16 protein-coding genes are annotated in these 17,321 nt (G+C 70.8%); 8 read left to right on the top strand and 8 right to left on the bottom strand.

Features of this window, described 5'->3' with window-relative positions:
- Positions 1 to 121: 121 nt before the first annotated feature.
- Together E7742_RS07755 and E7742_RS07750 are read right to left on the bottom strand one after the other, a co-directional pair.
- Entirely contained in the window at positions 122 to 1,495 is a 1,374-nt protein-coding gene (locus tag E7742_RS07755; RefSeq protein WP_137801091.1) for an MFS transporter, read from the bottom strand.
- Between the two features lie 506 nt (positions 1,496 to 2,001).
- Positions 2,002 to 3,027: a tyrosine-type recombinase/integrase gene (locus E7742_RS07750; protein ID WP_254699191.1), complete on the bottom strand. Its 1,026-nt coding sequence runs from the start codon at positions 3,025 to 3,027 to the stop codon at positions 2,002 to 2,004.
- 410 nt (positions 3,028 to 3,437) lie between these two features.
- Between E7742_RS07750 and E7742_RS07745 the strand changes: the two genes are divergently transcribed.
- A complete protein-coding gene (locus E7742_RS07745) occupies positions 3,438 to 3,671 on the top strand; it encodes a hypothetical protein (protein ID WP_137798424.1) in 234 nt (77 codons plus the stop codon).
- Positions 3,672 to 3,680: 9 nt separating this feature from the next.
- Here the strand turns inward: E7742_RS07745 and E7742_RS07740 are convergent, their stop codons facing one another.
- Entirely contained in the window at positions 3,681 to 4,466 is a 786-nt protein-coding gene (locus E7742_RS07740) for a SigB/SigF/SigG family RNA polymerase sigma factor (RefSeq protein ID WP_175420589.1), read from the bottom strand.
- A 170-nt stretch (positions 4,467 to 4,636) separates the two neighbouring features.
- On the opposite strand from E7742_RS07740, the gene E7742_RS07735 reads away from it, so the two are divergent.
- Positions 4,637 to 5,335: a UdgX family uracil-DNA binding protein gene (locus E7742_RS07735; RefSeq protein ID WP_137798422.1), complete on the top strand. Its 699-nt coding sequence runs from the start codon at positions 4,637 to 4,639 to the stop codon at positions 5,333 to 5,335.
- Positions 5,336 to 6,424: 1,089 nt separating this feature from the next.
- A complete protein-coding gene (locus E7742_RS07730; RefSeq protein ID WP_137798421.1) occupies positions 6,425 to 7,297 on the top strand; it encodes an SGNH/GDSL hydrolase family protein in 873 nt (290 codons plus the stop codon).
- A gap of 25 nt (positions 7,298 to 7,322) precedes the next feature.
- Here the strand turns inward: E7742_RS07730 and dhaL are convergent, their stop codons facing one another.
- On the bottom strand, positions 7,323 to 7,943 hold the full coding sequence (gene dhaL / locus E7742_RS07725; protein WP_137798420.1) for a dihydroxyacetone kinase subunit DhaL: 621 nt from the start codon (positions 7,941 to 7,943) through the stop codon (positions 7,323 to 7,325).
- A gap of 20 nt (positions 7,944 to 7,963) precedes the next feature.
- Positions 7,964 to 8,962, bottom strand: coding sequence for a dihydroxyacetone kinase subunit DhaK (locus E7742_RS07720; RefSeq protein ID WP_137798419.1), 999 nt, complete (start codon positions 8,960 to 8,962; stop codon positions 7,964 to 7,966).
- Positions 8,963 to 9,137: 175 nt separating this feature from the next.
- On the opposite strand from E7742_RS07720, the gene E7742_RS07715 reads away from it, so the two are divergent.
- The 4 genes from E7742_RS07715 to E7742_RS07700 all read left to right on the top strand — a co-directional run bounded on the left by E7742_RS07715 (position 9,138) and on the right by E7742_RS07700 (position 14,584).
- The gene (locus E7742_RS07715; protein WP_137798418.1) at positions 9,138 to 10,652 is read left to right on the top strand and encodes a sensor histidine kinase; all 1,515 of its coding nucleotides are present in this window, start codon (positions 9,138 to 9,140) and stop codon (positions 10,650 to 10,652) included.
- Positions 10,653 to 10,667: 15 nt separating this feature from the next.
- Positions 10,668 to 13,166, top strand: coding sequence for a glycoside hydrolase family 65 protein (locus E7742_RS07710; protein WP_137798417.1), 2,499 nt, complete (start codon positions 10,668 to 10,670; stop codon positions 13,164 to 13,166).
- Positions 13,166 to 14,080 carry a universal stress protein gene (locus tag E7742_RS07705; RefSeq protein WP_137798416.1) on the top strand — a complete coding sequence of 305 codons (915 nt, stop codon included), beginning with the start codon at positions 13,166 to 13,168 and terminating at the stop codon, positions 14,078 to 14,080. Before E7742_RS07710 ends, E7742_RS07705 begins: the two co-directional genes overlap by 1 nt.
- Before the next feature lie 84 nt (positions 14,081 to 14,164).
- Entirely contained in the window at positions 14,165 to 14,584 is a 420-nt protein-coding gene (locus tag E7742_RS07700; RefSeq protein ID WP_137798415.1) for an Hsp20/alpha crystallin family protein, read from the top strand.
- Here E7742_RS07700 and E7742_RS07695 read toward each other — a convergent pair.
- From E7742_RS07695 to E7742_RS07685, 3 genes are read right to left on the bottom strand one after another with little or no spacing between them, the layout of a single operon-like run.
- Positions 14,568 to 15,461 carry a universal stress protein gene (locus E7742_RS07695; protein WP_137798414.1) on the bottom strand — a complete coding sequence of 298 codons (894 nt, stop codon included), beginning with the start codon at positions 15,459 to 15,461 and terminating at the stop codon, positions 14,568 to 14,570. The genes E7742_RS07700 and E7742_RS07695 overlap by 17 nt on opposite strands.
- Entirely contained in the window at positions 15,458 to 15,643 is a 186-nt protein-coding gene (locus E7742_RS07690; RefSeq protein WP_137798413.1) for a hypothetical protein, read from the bottom strand. Before E7742_RS07690 ends, E7742_RS07695 begins: the two co-directional genes overlap by 4 nt.
- A gap of 19 nt (positions 15,644 to 15,662) precedes the next feature.
- Positions 15,663 to 16,508, bottom strand: coding sequence for a universal stress protein (locus E7742_RS07685; RefSeq protein ID WP_254699284.1), 846 nt, complete (start codon positions 16,506 to 16,508; stop codon positions 15,663 to 15,665).
- Positions 16,509 to 16,700: 192 nt separating this feature from the next.
- On the opposite strand from E7742_RS07685, the gene E7742_RS07680 reads away from it, so the two are divergent.
- Positions 16,701 to 17,315 carry a response regulator transcription factor gene (locus E7742_RS07680; protein ID WP_137798411.1) on the top strand — a complete coding sequence of 205 codons (615 nt, stop codon included), beginning with the start codon at positions 16,701 to 16,703 and terminating at the stop codon, positions 17,313 to 17,315.
- Positions 17,316 to 17,321 lie beyond the last annotated feature (6 nt).

Genomic DNA, 17,321 nt, shown 5'->3' with positions numbered 1-17,321 from the left:
CTTGTCACGGTAGCCGCCGCTCGGTCACGCGTCCTGCCAACTCGACCGGCCCCTGGATACGCCGATGGGCGGCGGGAGAGGCCCTCCCGCCGCCCATCGGGCCGACGTCACACGGCGCGCGTCAGGCGTCCTTGAAGACGCTGCCGCGGCGAATCAACAGCGTGAAGCCGATCGTCACCAGACCGAGCACCACCATCATGGTCGCGACGGTGTTGAGACCGCTGACCGTGGGGGCGGCGCTGCCGGCCGCCGTCGCCGAGGACGCGAGCAGCATCGTCGCGATCGAGGTACCGATGCCCTGACCGCCGGTGCGCAGCACCGAGTTGGTGCCCGTCGCCTCGCTGGTATTGGACTCCGGCACCGCCTCGACGATGAGGTTCGGCATCGCGGTGTACGCGAACGCGGTGCCCACCGACACCGTGATGATCATCGCGACCATGCCGGCGACCGAGTCGTGGAAGATGATGAGCATCGCGGAGCTGATCGTGAACAGCGTGGTGCCGAGCAGCATCGCCGAGCGGGACCCGACGGCCCGCGAGATGCGACCGCTGAGCGGGGTGCAGACGAAGCCGAACATCGATCCGATGAACGACAGCCAGCCGGCGTTGGTGGGGGAGATGCCCAGACCGAACGGCGCCGACGTGGGCGACTGCAGGATCAGCGGGATGATCATGGTGCTGATGCCCAGCGGGCCGACGGAGATCGCCAGGGTGGCCAGCATCGTGAGCGCGACCTTGCGGTCGGTGAACAGGCGCACGTTGACGATCGGGTCCGTCACCCGCAGTTCCCACAGCACCCAGAGCGCCAGCACCGCGATACCGCCGATGATGAGACCCAGGGTCTTGGCGTCCGTCCACCCCCACGCGCCGGACTTGTTGATGCCCAGCAGGACCGCGGCGATGGCCGGCGCGAACGCGACGGTGCCGAGGTAGTCCACGCGTTGCGTGGTGCCCACCGGGGGACGCCACGGCAGGACGAACAGCACCAGCAGCAGCGCCATCACCGCGTAGACGGCCGCGACGACGAAAATCATGTGCCAGCTGGCGTGGTCGAGCATGTAACCGGCGACCAGGAGCGACGCGGAACCGGCGGCGACCGCCGAACCGGAGATGACCGCGATCGCGACCGGCACCTTGATCGCCGGCAGGTGCTCGCGTGCCAGGCCGATGCACAGCGGGAGGATCGCGCCGGCGACGCCCTGGATGGCGCGCCCGACGATGATGCTGCCGATGCTGTCGCCGATCGCGCTGATGACCGAGCCGATGGCGGCCGCGGCCAGCAGGACCACGAGGACGCGCTCGCGGCCGTACATGTCACCGAGGCGGCCGCACACCGCGGCGGACGCCGCCGCGACCAGCAGGAAGGCCGTCACGGCCCAGCCGACCGTCGCGGCGTCGCTGTTGAACTCCTTGATGAACGTGGGGATGGCGGCGTACACCATCGACGTCTCGAACGCGCTGATGATCTCGACCAGCATGAGGACGCCGATGATCACCCAGGCGGGGCGCTTCCGGTTGAACCGGCCACGCGCCGGTGGCGCGCCGTCGGCGCGGGTGTCTGCAGTAGCTGTCACTGAAGTAGTTGTCCAGACTCTCGAACGGCCCGGGAATACGGGCGGTGCTGCGGGAAGAGCGAAGAATCGCGAGGTCATCGCGTCCACGGGCGAACGAGGCTAGAGGTGGGCCACAGTCCTGTTCCGTTGGTCACAGTGTGGCAACTCACGTCCCCGGCCCATCCGGCGTGCGCACTCAGTGGGACCGGGGCATGACGCAGGTCACCAAGACGACCTGCGGAAACGGGCATAACCCCTGGTCACGACCTCGCGTCGAAGTAGGGGCTCGTCGCAGGGTGGTCTCGCTGAGCGAGAGTGATGCACCGCGGGCGGGACGCGGCGTGCACGGCCGAATACCGACGCGTGGGTTTCTCGCGTGGCCCAGTCTTCCAGGCAGAACGCGATCGCGGACCCGAATCGGTAGAACTGCCGATGAACTTCGCGAAACGTCAGACGCCGTCGAGAAGGCGGTAGAGCGGGTTACGGGCCGCCGCCTCCCGCACGCCGGTCCCGGCGCCCTCCGTGTAGACCTGCGTGGTGTTCATCGACTCGTGCCCCAGCATCCGCATGAGGGTGAAGATGCTGACGTTCTCGTCGGCCATGTTGGTGGCGAACGTGTGCCGGAACTGATGGGTCAGGGCACCTTTGGCGCGTTCACCGTTGATCCCGGCGCGCCGGTAGGCCCGCAGCACGCGGTACTGCAGTGTCCCGCGGGTGATGCGCGCCCCGTCGGCGCCGACGAACAGGGGATCGCTACCGCGGAATCGCTGCCACACGGCCGCATCCGTAGGCACCCGGCGTTTGGTCGAGTCGGGAAAGCGCGCGGCGCGCGACTCCAGGTATCCCGTCAGGGTGGCCACCAGTGCCGGCTCCGCGGTCGCGACACGTTCCTTGCTGCCCTTGCCGCGCACGAGGATCACCCGCACCGCGTCGGTGCCCGCCTCGGAGACACCCCGCACGTCACCGATGTTCACGGCGATCAGCTCCGACGACCGCATCCCGGTGAGCAACGCCGTGAGGATGATCGCGAAGTCCCGTTCGCCCCACGGCCGGACACCGTCCCGGTCGTCCTCCTGCAGGGTCGCGATCAGCCGCGCCACGGCGTCCGCGGGCAGCGCCTTGGGGATGCGCTTGGCGGCCTTGGGTCGCAGCACGGCCGACATCGGGTTCGCGACGATCGCGTCGAGCGAGAACAGGAAGTCGCACAGGGTGTTCCAGGTGGACCAACAACGCCGGATCGACGCCACCTCGTGGGTGGCCGCGAACGACGCGAACGCCTGCTGCATCGCCTGCTTGGTGATCACGTCCACGGTGAGCTGTTGCGCCGGCACCCCGGTCTGCGCGGACAGGTGCTCGCAGATCCCCGCAAAGTCCTGCCGGTACGCCTTGAGGGTGTGGGGAGACGGTTTGGCGGTGCTGCGGTGCACCAGGAATTCGCCGAACCAGGCGTCGAGAAGTCGTCCATCGTCGCTCACGCCGGTTCGCTCCAACTTCCTTCCTCAGCCACTCGTCGCGGACGGAACAGCACATGTGTTCGATCCGTGCGGACGAGTCTAGCGGCAGGCTGCGGCGCGCAACCGCGCCCGCGTCCCGGCCCCGAGCGATGCTCGCAAGCGGGGTGTAACCTCCGCATCCACACTTCACCCCCGAATTCACCCTTGGGGAACTTTCCCCACTGCCGCCGTTCTCTTAGATTGGTGGAAGCCAGGCGCACCCCCCGACGTGTGCCTGGCCCTAACGTTCCGATGTCCCCGCCGCGGCCAGTCCCGGCGGGGACATCGTCGTTTCCGGCCCTCCCGGCACCGCGTGTACGGTCCCGCGATTGCGGGTAGTCGTGCAGCGAATCCGGCCCCGGTACGGGCCGCACTCGACGAGGAGGCGAACGATGGCGACGTGTGAGACATGTGGCAACGAATACGACAAGGCGTTCACCGTGGTGATGGGCGACCGTCGGGGCATCTTCGACAGCTTCGAATGCGCCGCGCACGCAATGGCACCGGTGTGCGGGCACTGCGGATGCCGCATCCTCGGCCACGGTGTCGAGGACGAGAGCCGCATCTTCTGCTGCGCCAACTGTGCGCGGAAGGCCGGCCACGAACAACTCGTCGATCGGGCGTGACCGGGGCACTCACCGTTCGAGCTGACGGCGCAGCGACGCCAGGGAACGGGCCAGCAGCCGCGAGACGTGCATCTGGGAGATGCCCAGTTCCTCCGCGATCCGGCTCTGGGTCAGGTTCCCGAAGAAGCGCATGACCACGATGCGGCGCTCCCGCTCCGGGAGCGCGTCGAGCGCCGGCCGCAGTGCCTCACGGTCCTCGACGGCCGCCAGCTCGGCGTCGTCCCCGCCCAGCGTCTCGCTGAGCGGATGGGAGTGGTCGTCGCGGGACGTGCCGGCATCGACGGAGTCGGTCTGGTACGCGTTGCCCGCCGCGAGACCCTCCGCGACGTCGTCCTCGCCGATCCGGAGATCCGCCGCGATCTCGCTCCGCGTCGGGGTGCGTCCCAGGCGCTGCGCCATCGTCATCGTGGAGCGGGTGACCTCGAGGTGGAGCTCCTTGACGCGGCGCGGCACCCGAACGGCCCACCCCGTGTCACGGAAGTGCCGGCGCACCTCACCCAGCATGGTCGGCACCGCAAAGGACACGAAGTCGGAACCTACGCGCAGGTCGTAGCGATTGACGGCGTTGACCAGACCCACACGGGCCACCTGCACGAGGTCGTCGTGGAACTCGCCGCGGCCGTCGAAGCGCCGTGCGATGTGGTCGGCCAGCGGCAGGCAGCGCGTGACGACCGTGTCGCGGAGCCTGCGATACCGGGGGTCCGTGCGGTCGAGGGTCGCCATGGATTCGAATACCGGGCCCACGTCCCGGTACCTGTCGGTGTGCTCGACCGAGCGACTCACTCGATTGCCCAGTCGAGACGACGCACGGAGTGCGGATGCTTCACGTGTCCTCCTGACGCATCGGGAAAGACAAGGATGCGTTCATCGTACGTCGGGCTCGGGCCCGCGGCGCGAGTCCGAGCGGCTCATCGTGCGCAGGCCGTCCGGTTTGAGAAGTGCCGAATCGGGGCACTCCGACAAGGATGAGCGAGAAGACCGAACGCCGCAGCGAGCCGCCCGCGGCCCGGGCGCACCGCCGTGAGTCGGACGGCGCCGCGCCGTTCGTGCCCGAGTCTGCCGGACTCGGGCAACTCGCCGAGGCCGCCCGCAGTTGTCGAGGCTGCGGCCTCTTTCGTCCCGCGACGCAGACGGTGTTCGGGGCGGGTCCCGCCACGGCCGAACTGATGTTGGTGGGGGAGCAGCCCGGCGACGCCGAGGATCTCGCCGGCTCGCCGTTCGTCGGACCGGCTGGCAAACTGCTCATGCGCGCGCTCGCCGACGCCCACATCGATCGCCGCCGGATCTACCTGACCAACGCGGTCAAGCACTTCAAGTTCACCCGTGCCGAGCGCGGCAAACGACGAATCCATCAGAAGCCGAGTCGCGGCGAGGTGGTGGCGTGCCGTCCGTGGCTCGTCGCGGAGATCCGGGCCGTCCAGCCGAGAGTGCTGCTGTGCCTGGGCGCAACTGCCGCACAGTCGCTGCTCGGACCGTCGTTCCGCGTCACGGCGCACCGAGGGGAGGAGCTCCGTATCGACGACTACAGTGTCTCGGCGGCGGGGCAGCACCCCGTCGTGTATGCCACCGTGCATCCGTCGTCCATCCTGCGTGGTTCGCCCGAGGATCGCGACGACGCCTACGCGGCTTTCGTCGCCGACCTGCGGACGGCCGCCGCGGCCTGACCGGTCGAGCCGGAGGTAGACGCAGCCTCCGCCCGAAACGTCTTCTCGGACATGGATATTCGTCATTATCCATGAGAGTGGAGCGGGCCTGGAGGCGGCGGTGCGGGGCAGTGCGGTCCGCCGCGTACACCGTACATCGCAGTGACGCCGGCTGGGCTGCTTGGATTACGTGGACAACGCGAGAATTCGACGGCAACCGACGCGTCGTCGCAGACGGGTGCACGCTGCGGACGAGTCGACGCGTCGAATCCGAATGCGACGTGGATGCCGGTGCACAACGCGGTCACGCACCGGAGCGCGTCGGTGCGTCGAGTTCGGACGGCCGTCGGATCGGTGCGGGCGTCGGTACATCGACGATGTCAGGTCGGCGGTCCGAAGCGCATCCGGAACGGGCGGGTCACGTGCTGCGTGATGCCGGAGGTTCCACCGGCAGGGAACGGATCCGAAGCGCGCTCGGCACAATACGGCGATGTCGCCAGGAGTGCGTGCGGTCGGTCGAATGACCTAAGCCCGTTGGGGGCTCAGTGAGTCCGGGCGGTCCGCCCGGGCTCTCCGGGGAACTGCCCAATCTGCATTACTTGACATAATGTGGATTATCGGCGAAACGGTGACCTGGCGATATCACGTCGTGACGCCCGCGCCGACTTCCGCGCTGACACTTCGCACCCTGACGCGTCGCACGCAGCAACTGAAGTATTTCCGTTCACGGCGCCGCGACGCGTTTGCCTCCTCGGGTCGCGCGACGTCGTTGTCGCGACGGTCGCGTGCCCGTCGACGCGTTCGTATCGAGCGGGCAGAATTCACCACCACTGTCATCGACGCGCTGCGTCGGGTTCCGTTGTCCGTGTGGGCTCGGCGGCTCCTGGTGGCGGCCGGATCCCGGACTCGCCGAGGCTGCCGAACTGATGACGCCCCCTCCCTTGCCTTCCCACGCCCGGGCCTGAATACGTCACAGTGACGAATGCGGGCGGTGCCGCCGGACGTTCGAATGCGTCCAACAAACGATCCTTCGGCGTCTTCTCTCCGGGACGGGAAAGTTCTCCGAGAATTTCCTTCACGCCACGCCGTTCGTCGCGGATACTCCTGATCATGAAGACCGTTGGAGTTCGCGCGGCAGTGACCGCCGCCGTCGTCGCGACCGTCGCCGCAGTGTCACTCGCGCTGCCGGCCACCACGTCCGGCGACCCGGCGAGCTCCACGGTGCGCTATGTCGCGCTCGGTGATTCCCGAGCTGCCGGACCGTCACTCGACCGGATCGCGGCGACCAACGGCTGCAACCGTTCGGAGCTCGGCTACCCGAACCTCGTCGCGCGCGGCGTGCACGCGACGTCCTTTCTCAACCTGTCGTGTTCCGGGGCGCGGACCGAGAACGTGACGAACACGCCGCAACAGACCTCCACCGGCGCGATGGCTCCGCAGATCGACCGGATCCCACCGGACACCACGCTGGTGACCCTCAGCATCGGCGGGAACGACCTGCGCTGGCCCACACTCGTCTCCCGCTGTTACACGAGCGGTCCCGGTGCCGATGCGCGGTGCCGCACCGATCCGGCGTTGACGCTCGACGCGGCGGCGGCGCTGGCGGATCTGGCCCCCAAGGTGTGGTCGACACTCGTGGCGATCCGGGCGAAGGTGCCGTTCGCTCGGATAGTCCTCGTCGGGCACGGTGGACTCTTCGGTGACCGCGGGTGCTGGCCCAATCTCCCGCTCAGCGACGCCGACGCCGCCTGGGCCACGGGGTTCTTCGCGACGGTCAACGGGGTCCTGGCGACGGCGGCCGCGACCGCCGGCGCCGAGTACGTCGACGTCGTTCCCGGCACCCAGGGGCACGACGCGTGTGCCGCCCCGGATCGACGATGGTTCGAGGGACGTCAGGCCGGTCCGTCCGCGAGCCCACTGCATCCCAACGCCGCGGGCATGGCGCACATGGCGCAGCGGGTGCTCGACGTGGTGCGTCGCTGACGGGTCGGGCCTATTGCCTGGACCGCTACCGTGCGTTCGGGGCCGCCGCGAAGAACATCGCGATCGCGCGGGCCCCGGGGTCGACGACGCCGCGGGCGTGCTCTCCGACGTAGCTGGCCCGTCCGCGCCGGGCGACCATCTCGCGGGTGGACTGGGCGCCCTGTTCGGCGGCGTCCCGCGCGGCGGCCAGCGCGGGCAGCACGTCGTCCGAGCGCGCCGCCGCGGCCAACAGAGCCTCGGCGGCCGGGACCATGGCGTCGACCATCGTCTTGTGTCCCACCTCGGCCTTGCCGAGCCGTCGGACGGCCCGCGTGGCGGTGTCGCATGCCGCGGCGAGCTCACCGGCGGACACGCCGTCACCGCCGACGTCGGCGAGGCGGCCGAACCAGAGTCCCAGCAGCGGCCCGCTGGTACCGCCGGTGTCGAGGAAGGCGTCCGAGACGCGGGTGAACACCTCGCCGGGGCGGTTCGGGGGGTGCGCGTCGAGTTCGGCGAGGGCCACCCGCAGGGCGGAGCGCAGATTGAAACCGAAGTCGCCGTCGCCTACCTGACGATCCAGGTCGGTCAGCACGTCGACCTGCGCCTCGACGTCGGCGGCGAAACGCCGGATCCAGTCGCGGGTGGGCTGCAGCTGCAGGGCGGTCATGTGCCTCTCCTCGTCTCCGGTCACCACGTCAGCGCGGGGGTGCGTACCGGGGCGTCCCACAGTTCGAGCAGGTCGTCGGCCGCCCGGACGAGGGTGATGGACAGGCCGTGCATGTCGAAGGAGGTGACGAACGACCCGGCGATCAGCCGGGCGTGCCCGATGCCGCGGCGGTCGAGGGCACGCGCCAGTTCCCGGGCGGCGATGGCCAGTTCGAGTTCGTGGGTGGCGCCGAGGCCGTTGACGATCGCGATGGCGTCGTCGCCCGAGGCGATCCGTCCTGCCGCGACGAGCTGGCCGACGAGGTCGTCGATCAGCTCGTGCACCGGAGTGAGGGGGCGGGTGCCGCGGCCGCGTTCGCCGTGGATTCCCACACCGAACTCGATCTCGTTCTCCCCCAGCTCGAACGACGGCCTACTGTGCCCGGGGGGTGTGCCCGCCCGCAGTGCCACCCCGAGTGTGGACGAGGACGCCACGACCCGGCGGCCGAGGTCGGCAACCTCGCGTAGCGTGTCCCCGCGTTCGGCGGCGGCCCCGCAGATCTTCTCGACCGCGACGACCGCCGCGGTGCCGCGCCGGCCCGGACCGTCCGGCGCGAGGTCGTCGGTGGCGAGATCGTCGTCGACAACCACCATTTCGACGGCGCGATCCCCGTCGAGCAGCTCGGCGGCGATCGAGAAGTTCAGGATGTCGCCGGTGTAGTTCTTGACGATCAGCAGTGTCCCGTGACCGGTGTCGACGGTCTCGATCGCCGATCGCACCTGAAACGCGGTGGGGCTCGAGAAGACGGCTCCCGGTACCGCGGCGTCGAGCATGCCGGTACCGACGAACCGGGCGTGCAGCGGCTCGTGCCCGGCCCCGCCCCCGGACACGAGCGCCACCTTGGACGGGCGTTCGCCCGCGCGCACGACGAATGTCGGATCGGTGTGGCACACGAGGGCATCCGGGTACAGCAGCTGCAGTCCCTCGAGCGCTTCCCGGGTGACGTCCTCGGGCTCGTTGACGAAGTGTCGGGTGGTCATTGCATGCTCATTCCCCGGATCGTCTCGTCCCAATCCTCGGCGGTGTGTCGACGTCCCCGGATGATCGGGGCTTCCGTGGAACAATGACGGCGTGTCCCCCAGCTTCAGGCCGGGTGAGGGCCCGGGCCCCGCGGATCGACTCGGCAGGCACGAGTTGGTCGATCGGTCGTGCCCCGTGCGTGCACGTCTCGCGGACCTGACGCAGGCGTTGGTCGAAGTGTCGGCCGGGGAGGATCTGCGCGAGATCGCGCGCCGGATCGTGGTCGCGGCCCGAGAACTGACGGGTGCGCGCCGTGGCGTGATCGAGGTCGGTGACGGCGGCGGCACGCACCTGGCACGCGTGACCGTCGGGGACGACGGTACGGGCGGACGGGACCGTGGTGGGCGTGCGGGTGCGCCGGCGGTACTGGAATTGCCGATTCGGTTGCGCGAGAGCATGTTCGGGACGCTTCGGCTGGTGGGCGCGGAACGCGACGGGGAAGACGGCGGAGCCTTCTCCGTGGAGGACGAGGCGCTCGCGGACGCGTTGGTCACCGCGGCCGCGACCGCGCTCGACAACGCCCGGCTGCGTGAGCTGTCGGAACGACGACACCTGCGGCTCGCGGCGCTGCACGAGGTGGGCACGGCGCTGCTCGCGCCGACCGACGCCCGGCACGCCCTCCAGGTCGTCGCCGACCGGGCACTGGAACTGACCGACTCGGACCAGTCGTTCCTGGCCATGCCCACCGACCCGGAGGAGGCGCCGACGGACGTCGCGGACCTGGAGATCGCGGTCGCGGCGGGACCGGAATCCGCGCGGCTCGTGGGGAGTCTTCTGCCGGTGATGCGCTCGAGCACCGGCAGGGCCTTCCGGATGCGGGCGCCCTGCCGCGCGGACAGCCTCGCGTACGCCCCGTTCGATCGGGCGCTCGAGGCGTTCGGTCCGGCGCTGATCGTTCCGCTGCCGGCCGCCGACGGCGTCACCGGGGTGCTCGTGACGCTGCGCCGGCGGGGGCGCCCGTCGTTCGAACCCGATCAGCTCGCCCTCATGACGGCCTTCGCGGATCAGGCGGTGCTGGCGCTGCGGTTGGTGGCCGCGCAGCGCGAGAGTCGCGAGCTGGTGCTGCTCGCCGACCGGGACCGGATCGCCCGGGACCTCCACGACCATGTCATCCAACGGCTCTTCGCCGCCGGGTTGTCGCTGCACGGCACGTTGAGCCGGGTGTCCGCGCCCGAGGTCCGGGCGCGGATCGACGGGACCATCGACGAGTTGCAGGAGGTGGTGGCCGACATCAGGACGGCCATCTTCGACCTCCACGAGGGCGCCGACACGCTGCCACTCGGACAGCGGCTGCGCCGAACCGTCGCGGACCTGACCGCCGACACGCCCGTCGAGGCGGACGTACAGGTACGGGGGCGCCTCGCAGACCTGTCCCCGGTGGTGGCCGATCACCTCGACGCCGTGGTGCGGGAGGCGGTCAGCAACGCGGTGCGGCACTCGGGTGCCGACACGATCCGGGTGGCGGTGGACGTCACCGATCGTGTGACCGTGGAAATCGCGGACGACGGGTGCGGCGGCGGAATTCCGCGACCGTACGGAGGTCTGGACAATCTCGCCGCGCGGGCCGCGGAGGTCGGCGGCGCGTTCGAGCTCGCCTCGACCGGCGGGCGCGGCACCCGGGTGGTGTGGACCGCCCCGACGCTCGACTGAACGGAGGGACATGTCATGACGGCCGAACGCGCGGAGTTCGACCCGGAGTGCGAGCTGTGCGCGTTGACCGGCACCACGGGGACGGAGTGGCTGCTGATGTTCACCGGGTTCGACCCGGTGCACGAGGGCACCCGCGAGGCGTTGTCGACCCTCGCGAACGGGTACATGAGCGCGCGGGGTGCGCTGTCGGAGTCCCGCGCGGACGGCGTCCACTATCCCGGGGTGTACGTGGCCGGGTGCTACAACCGGCTGACGTCGCGGGTCGACGGGATGCGGCACGAGGACGAGAGCCTGGTCAATCTGCCCAACTGGACAGCCGTCACCTTCCGCGGTGAGGGCGGTGACTGGTTCTCCCCCGCGAGCTCGTTCGAAATGCTGCACCACCATGTCGGGCTCGACATGCGCGGCGGGGTGCTGCTGCGCGAATCGGTCGTGGTCGACGGGCAGGGCCGGCGGACCCGGATCCGCCAGCGCCGGATCGTGTCGATGGCCGATCCGCATCTTGCGGTGGTCGACACCGTGCTGTGGCCGGAGAACTGGTCGGGCACGCTGGCGGTGCGGTCGGTGCTGGACGCGAACGTGCGGAACTCCAACGTGCCCGATCTGGCGCAGTTCGCCGACCGCCATCTCACCGAGGTGGCGGTCGGCGGCGTCGGGCCCGACGGGGTGTGGCTGCGCGCCCAGACCAGCCAGTCCCGCGTGCAGGTGGCGGAGGCGGCCCGCACGCGGGTGCGGGTGGACGGGCTGGGGGTACCGACCACCCACACCCGCCGGTTCGAGCTGGACGCGGTGGCGGACCACGTCGCGGTCGAGGTGCGTGCCGGACAGTGCGTCGAGGTCGAGAAGGTCGTCGCGGTGTACACGTCGCGGGACCGCGCGATCTCCGAGCCGCTGGCGGCGGCGCAGGAGTCGGCGTTGTCGGCGCACGGTTACGCGGACCTGCTGGCCGCGCACGTGGAGGCATGGGATGCCCTGTGGCGCCGGTTCGAGGTGTCGCTGGGTGCCCCCGTGCGTGCGCGGCAGGCCACCGACGTCCAGATCTTCCATCTGCTGCAGACCCTGTCGCCGCACACCGCGGACCTGGACGTGGGGGTGCCGGCGCGGGGGCTGCACGGTGAGGCGTACCGGGGGCACGTGTTCTGGGACGACGTGTTCGTGTTTCCCGTGCTCAACATGCGGCTGCCCGAGCTGACGCGTGCGCTGCTGCTGTACCGGTACCGGCGTCTGCCGCAGGCCCGCCGCCTGGCGGCCGCGCAGGGCTTGGCCGGGGCGTTGTTTCCGTGGCAGAGCGGCAGCGACGGCCGGGAGGAGACCCCGCGCGTGCTGTTCAACCCGCGGTCGGGTCGCTGGATGCCCGACCACTCGCGCCGCCAGTATCACGTCAACCTGGCTGTCGCGTACAACGTGTGGCACTACTGGGAGGCGACGGCCGACCTGGGTTTCCTGGCCGCGTTCGGTGCCGAGCTGCTGGTGGAGAACGCGCGCTTCTGGGCGAGTCTGGCGGTGCACGATCCGGTCGACGACCGCTTCGACATCCGCGGCGTGATGGGCCCGGACGAGTTCCACGACGGGTACCCGGACCGGCCGGGCACCGGCATCGACAACAGCGCGTACGTCAACGTGATGTGCGCGTGGTCGCTGGCGCGGGCCCTCGACGCCTACCGCATCCTCGGTGAGAACGAGGACCTCGGGCTGTGGCAGCGACTCGACGTGGGCGCCGACGAGCTCGAACTGTGGGACCGGATGCGCCGACGGCTGCGGGTGTGCTTCCTGTCGAACGGGTTGCTGGCCCAGTTCGAGGGGTACGAGTCGCTCGCCGAGCTGGACTGGGACGCCTACCGGGCGCGGTACGGCAACATCGGCCGGCTGGACCTGATCCTCGAGGCGGAGGGCGACAGCTGCATCCGGTACCGCGCGTCGAAACAGGCGGACGTGCTGATGCTGCTGTACCTCTTCACCGCCGAGGAGTTGACGTCGCTGCTGCACCAACTGGGCTGCCCGTTCGATCCGGCGACGATCCCCGCGACCGTCGAGTACTACCTCGACCGGACGACGCACGGGTCGACGCTCAGCCGCGTCGCGCACGCATGGGTGCTCGCGCGCGGCAACCGGCGAGGTTCGTGGCAGATGCTCGGTGAGGCACTCGAGGCGGATCTGTCGGACACCCAGGGCGGGACGACGCGGGAGGACGTGCATCTGGGTGCGATGGCGGGCAGTGTCGACATCCTGCAGCGGTGCTACACGGGATTCGACATCCGCGGGGACGTGTTGTGGCTGCACCCGCTGTTGCCCGACGAACTCGAGGTTCTCGAGTTCGACATCCGGTACCGCGACCACTGGGTGCGTCTGCGCTGCGACCACCGGGAGCTGACGCTGTCGACGAAGGCCAGTGCCGCTCCCCCCATCCGGGTCAACGTCAACGGCAGCGAGTACGAGGTGGCCGCCGGCCAGCAGATCTCGGTGGGGACCGCGCAGCGGATGCGGCCCGACCCGTCGATGACCGGAGGTGTGTGATGGACCGGGCGACCAACGGGGTGGCGGACGCCGGACGGGGTGCGGTGGTGGTGGGCGTCGACGACTCCGACGCGGCCTTCGACGCCCTCGACTGGGCCGCCGGAATCGCCGCCCTGCGCGGGCTGCCGGTACACGTGGCGCACGCGTTGCCCACCCCCGGCGTGTACATGAGCGAGGCGTCGGCCCTGATCCAGGCGGGGTTCGAGGAGCGCCTGCAGGAGTCGGCGCACGAGGTGCTCGCCCGCGCGCGTGAGCGGGTGACGGCCGCCCACCCGGACGTCGAGTGCTCGGCGGGCACCTACCCCGGTCCGCCCGCGTCCGCATTGCTCGAGGTGGGTGCGGAAGCGGAACTGCTGGTGCTGGGAGCCACGGGGGCGGGCGGTCTCGGCGGCGCACTGGTCGGATCCACCGGGCAGCGGGTCGCCCAGCACGCGCGGTGCCCGGTGGTGATCCATCGGGGCGGGCCCGGGGCGGCCCACGATGCGCGGCCGGTCGTCGTCGGCGTGGACGGAAGCGCCGCGAGCGCCCGGGCGCTCGCGGCGGCGTTCGAGTACGCGGCCCTGTTCGGGGCGCCGTTGGACGCGGTGCACGCGTGGGGTCCGGATCGGCCGGTGCACCGACACGGGGCCTTCCGGTTGGTGGACTGGGCCAAGGTCGAGGCGGAGGAGCGTGCGGTGCTGGCGGAGGCGCTCGCGGCGATGCGCACCCGCCACCCCGGCGTGCCGGTCGACGCGCGACTCGAGCGGCGGGGCGCGGCGGCGGCGTTGCTCGACCACGCGCAACGCGCCTGCCTGGTGGTGGTCGGGAGTCGGGGGCGCGGACGCCTCCGCGGCGCCCTCCTGGGGTCGACGAGCCAGAACCTGCTCCATCACGCGCCGTGCCCGGTCATGGTGTGCCGTCCCCCGCGGGAGTGACGAACGGCCCTCCCCCGGCGCCGCGTCCCGCGGTCGAATGAATGTGCAGCCGATCCCGCGGCTGCAGGACGACGAGGAGTGGCCATGTCCAGTGTTCCCGCCCGCCGCAGGTCCGTCTTTCCCGATCTGACCGAACTGTTCGACGCGCTCCCGGTGACGGGCTTCCGTCCACCGTTCGGCGGCAACCTCATTCGCGTCGAGGACCGTCTCGACGACGACAAGTACGTGCTGCGTGCCGAGTTGCCGGGCCTGAACCCGGAGGACATCGAGGTCAGCGTCGAGGACGGCCGGCTGAACATCGCGGCCGAACGGACCGAGGAGACGTCCGAACGCGGACGGTCGGAGTTCACCTACGGTTCGTTCAACCGGTCGGTGACGTTGCCGCCCGGCGCGGACGAGGACCAGGTCGAGGCCAGCTACACCAAGGGGATCCTCGAGGTCACCGTCGGGCTCACGACGCAACAGTCCGGAGGCCGGAGCATCGAGGTCAAGCCGGGCGACTGACCGACCGGCCGTCGCCGCGGACGACGAGCAGCGGCCCCGTGACCGTGTGCAGCAGCGCCGTGCTGGTGGACCCGAGGGTCATGCCCAGGAATCCGCCGCGGCCGCGGCTGCCGACGACGATGAGACGCGCTCCGGCACCGTGCAGCAACAGGTTGCGCACCGGCCGGTCCTGCACGACGAGCGGCCGCACCGCGACGTCGGGGTACTTCTCCCGCCACCCGGCCAGGCTCTCGGACAGCGCCGCCTGCTCGGCGGCCTCCACCTGGGCCCAGTCCAGCCGCTGCCGGGCCTGCGCGAACGGCAGGACGGCCAGATCCCGGTCGGACCAGGCGTGCACCGCCACGAGTTCGGTGCCGTGCAGCGACGCTTCCTCGAAGGCCGCACCGATCGCGGGTTCGTTCGCCGCCGAGTTGTCGACCCCGACGACGACCGGTCCGTCCAGTGGTGGCTCTCCCGGCCGGGGCCACCCGGGCACCACCGCGACCGGACAGCGCGCGTGCCGGGCGACGGCGGAGGTGACCGACCCGGCCAGGCCGCTGGTGAATTCGCCGAGGCCGCGGGTGCCGAGCACGAGCATGCGCGCCGACTCGGAGTGGTCGAGCAACAGCTGCGCCGGCGGCACCGGCGACAGTTCGGTTTCCGGCGCCAGCTCCGGGTACTCCCGGGACACGAGCTCCCGCGCGTCGTTCAGCGCATGCTCCCCGGCGATCCGCAGATCGTCGACGAACGGTGACCCGAGCCCGATGCCGCCGGCACCGACACTCGCCAGCAGCAGCAGGGGGTCGCCGCGGAGCGCGGCCTCGTGGGCGGCCCAGCGGACGGCGTCGCGCGATGCGGCGGAGCCGTCGACGCCGACGACGATCGGAGAAGGGGTCATGGGGCGCTCCTCGAGGACGGATCGGGGCGGGGCTCGGTCAGTGCGCGGACGAGTTCGAGCCGGGTCACGGTGCCGACGGGTGCGAAGCCGTCCGCGACGGCAACAGCGTACGTCGCGGTGTCGGCCGGCGCCGCCGCAACGCGACGGATGTCGGTGTCGTGTGGCCCGGCTGAGGGGTTCATCGGTGAGTCTCTCTCGCGATCAGGTCCGCACGATCATGAGCGGACAGGTCGCGGAGTGCAGGAGGACCCCCGAGGTGGAGCCGAGCAGCATCCCGGTGAAGCCGCCGCGGCCGTGGCTGCCCACCACGAGCAGATCCGCGTCCGCGGCGACGCTGAGGAGTTCGTCTGCGGCGTGGCCCCGGACGACGGTGCGCGCGACCGCCGTTCCGGGGTAGGTCTCCGTCCAGCCCGCCAGACTCTCGGCCAGTACCGCCTGCTCGGCCACCTCGACCTCGTCCCACTCCAGGCGGAACTGATCGTCGAAGGCAGTGGACATGTCGAACTGCGACCACGTGTGGACGGCGTGCACCCGCGCGCCCCGCAGCGCCGCCTCCTCGAACGCGGCCGCCAGCGCCGAGCGACTGTTGTCGGTGCCGTCGACTCCGACCACGACATCGCCTCCGGTCGGGTGTTCCGTCGACGCCCGGATCACGACGACGGGACAGTGTGCGTGCGCGCCCAGTGCGACGGCGACCGATCCGGCGAGCGCGGCGGTCACCCGGCCGAGCCCGCGGCTCCCGACCACCATCATCCGCGCCGACTTCGACGCCTCCAGCAGCGCCGGCCGGGCCGGGCCTTCCAGCACGTCGGTGGTGACCGCCGTCGGAGCCGGCTCGCCGGCGCTGCACGCTGCCGCAGCGGCCGTGTCGAGGCCGGCGTGCACGGCCCGGTCGCGGTCGATGAAGTAACTGGGCGGCAACCTGATGCCGTCCCCGTACGGGGTCGGTGCGCCGAGCGCCGAGACGATCCGGAGGGGACAGCCGTGCAGTCCGGCTTCGCGGGCGGCCCAGACGGCCGCGGCGTACGAGGTCGCGGAGCCGTCGATTCCGGCGACGACGGGTCCGTCCGTGCGAGCGGATGCATCGTGGGACCTCCACGAACTCGAATGCCCCCATCGTCGCGGCGCCCGGTGCGTCCGGATAGAGCCGAAGGTCCCCGCGCCGCTGTCCCGGGGCGCGTCCGGGCGGCGTCGGTGCGTCGTACCATCGGGTCGTACGCGCCGCCGGGAGGTGCAGCGATGTTGTCAGTGTTCCTCGTCGACGATCACGAGGTGGTGCGCCGCGGCCTCGCCGCACTGGTCGACGCCGACGACGACATGTGCGTCGTCGGCCAGGCCGAGAACCGGTCCCAGGCCCTCGCGCAGATTCCTGTCGTCAGACCGGACGTGGTGCTGCTGGACGTGCGCCTGCCCGACGGCAGCGGACTCGATGTGTGTCGACGGTTGTGTGCCCGGATGCCCGAGGTGCGCTGCCTGATCGTGACGTCGTTCCGGGACGCCCGGGCGATGCGGGACGCTGCGGCCGCCGGGGCCAAGGGTTACGTCGTCAAGGACGTGCGCGGTATGCAGTTGGTGGAGGCGGTGCGGGAGGTGGGCGCCGGACGCTCGCTGCCGCTCCCCCCGGAGGCGCCGCCGCGGCGCCGGGACGGGTTCCCGAACAATCTGACGGCACAGGAGCGGCGGTTGCTCGAGCTGCTCGGGGAGGGCCTCACCAACCGGCAGATCGCCGAGCGGATCTTCCTGGCCGAGAAGACCGTGAAGAACTACGTGTCCCGGATCCTGGCCAAACTGGGCGTGGAGCGGCGGACCCAGGCCGCGGTGTTGGCGGCGCGGTTCGCGGGCGGTCCGGGCTGACACCCC

Source organism: Rhodococcus sp. SGAir0479 (assembly GCF_005484805.1).
Taxonomy (GTDB): domain Bacteria; phylum Actinomycetota; class Actinomycetes; order Mycobacteriales; family Mycobacteriaceae; genus Prescottella.
The sequence above is the reverse complement of the archived record's forward strand: the minus strand, read 5'-3'. Positions and strand labels throughout refer to the sequence as shown.

Excerpts from the sequence above, each read along its gene's own strand:
- E7742_RS07705 (WP_137798416.1), top strand. The coding sequence starts at position 13,166 with ATGGACCGGGCGACCAACGGGGTGGCGGACGCCGGACGGGGTGCGGTG.
- E7742_RS07690 (WP_137798413.1), bottom strand. The coding sequence starts at position 15,643 with ATGAACCCCTCAGCCGGGCCACACGACACCGACATCCGTCGCGTTGCG.
- dhaL (WP_137798420.1), bottom strand. The coding sequence starts at position 7,943 with ATGACCGCCCTGCAGCTGCAGCCCACCCGCGACTGGATCCGGCGTTTC.
- E7742_RS07680 (WP_137798411.1), top strand. The coding sequence starts at position 16,701 with ATGTTGTCAGTGTTCCTCGTCGACGATCACGAGGTGGTGCGCCGCGGC.
- E7742_RS07735 (WP_137798422.1), top strand. The coding sequence starts at position 4,637 with ATGAGCGAGAAGACCGAACGCCGCAGCGAGCCGCCCGCGGCCCGGGCG.
- E7742_RS07695 (WP_137798414.1), bottom strand. The coding sequence starts at position 15,461 with ATGACCCCTTCTCCGATCGTCGTCGGCGTCGACGGCTCCGCCGCATCG.
- E7742_RS07730 (WP_137798421.1), top strand. The coding sequence starts at position 6,425 with ATGAAGACCGTTGGAGTTCGCGCGGCAGTGACCGCCGCCGTCGTCGCG.
- E7742_RS07700 (WP_137798415.1), top strand. The coding sequence starts at position 14,165 with ATGTCCAGTGTTCCCGCCCGCCGCAGGTCCGTCTTTCCCGATCTGACC.
- E7742_RS07720 (WP_137798419.1), bottom strand. The coding sequence starts at position 8,962 with ATGACCACCCGACACTTCGTCAACGAGCCCGAGGACGTCACCCGGGAA.
- E7742_RS07745 (WP_137798424.1), top strand. The coding sequence starts at position 3,438 with ATGGCGACGTGTGAGACATGTGGCAACGAATACGACAAGGCGTTCACC.
- E7742_RS07710 (WP_137798417.1), top strand. The coding sequence starts at position 10,668 with ATGACGGCCGAACGCGCGGAGTTCGACCCGGAGTGCGAGCTGTGCGCG.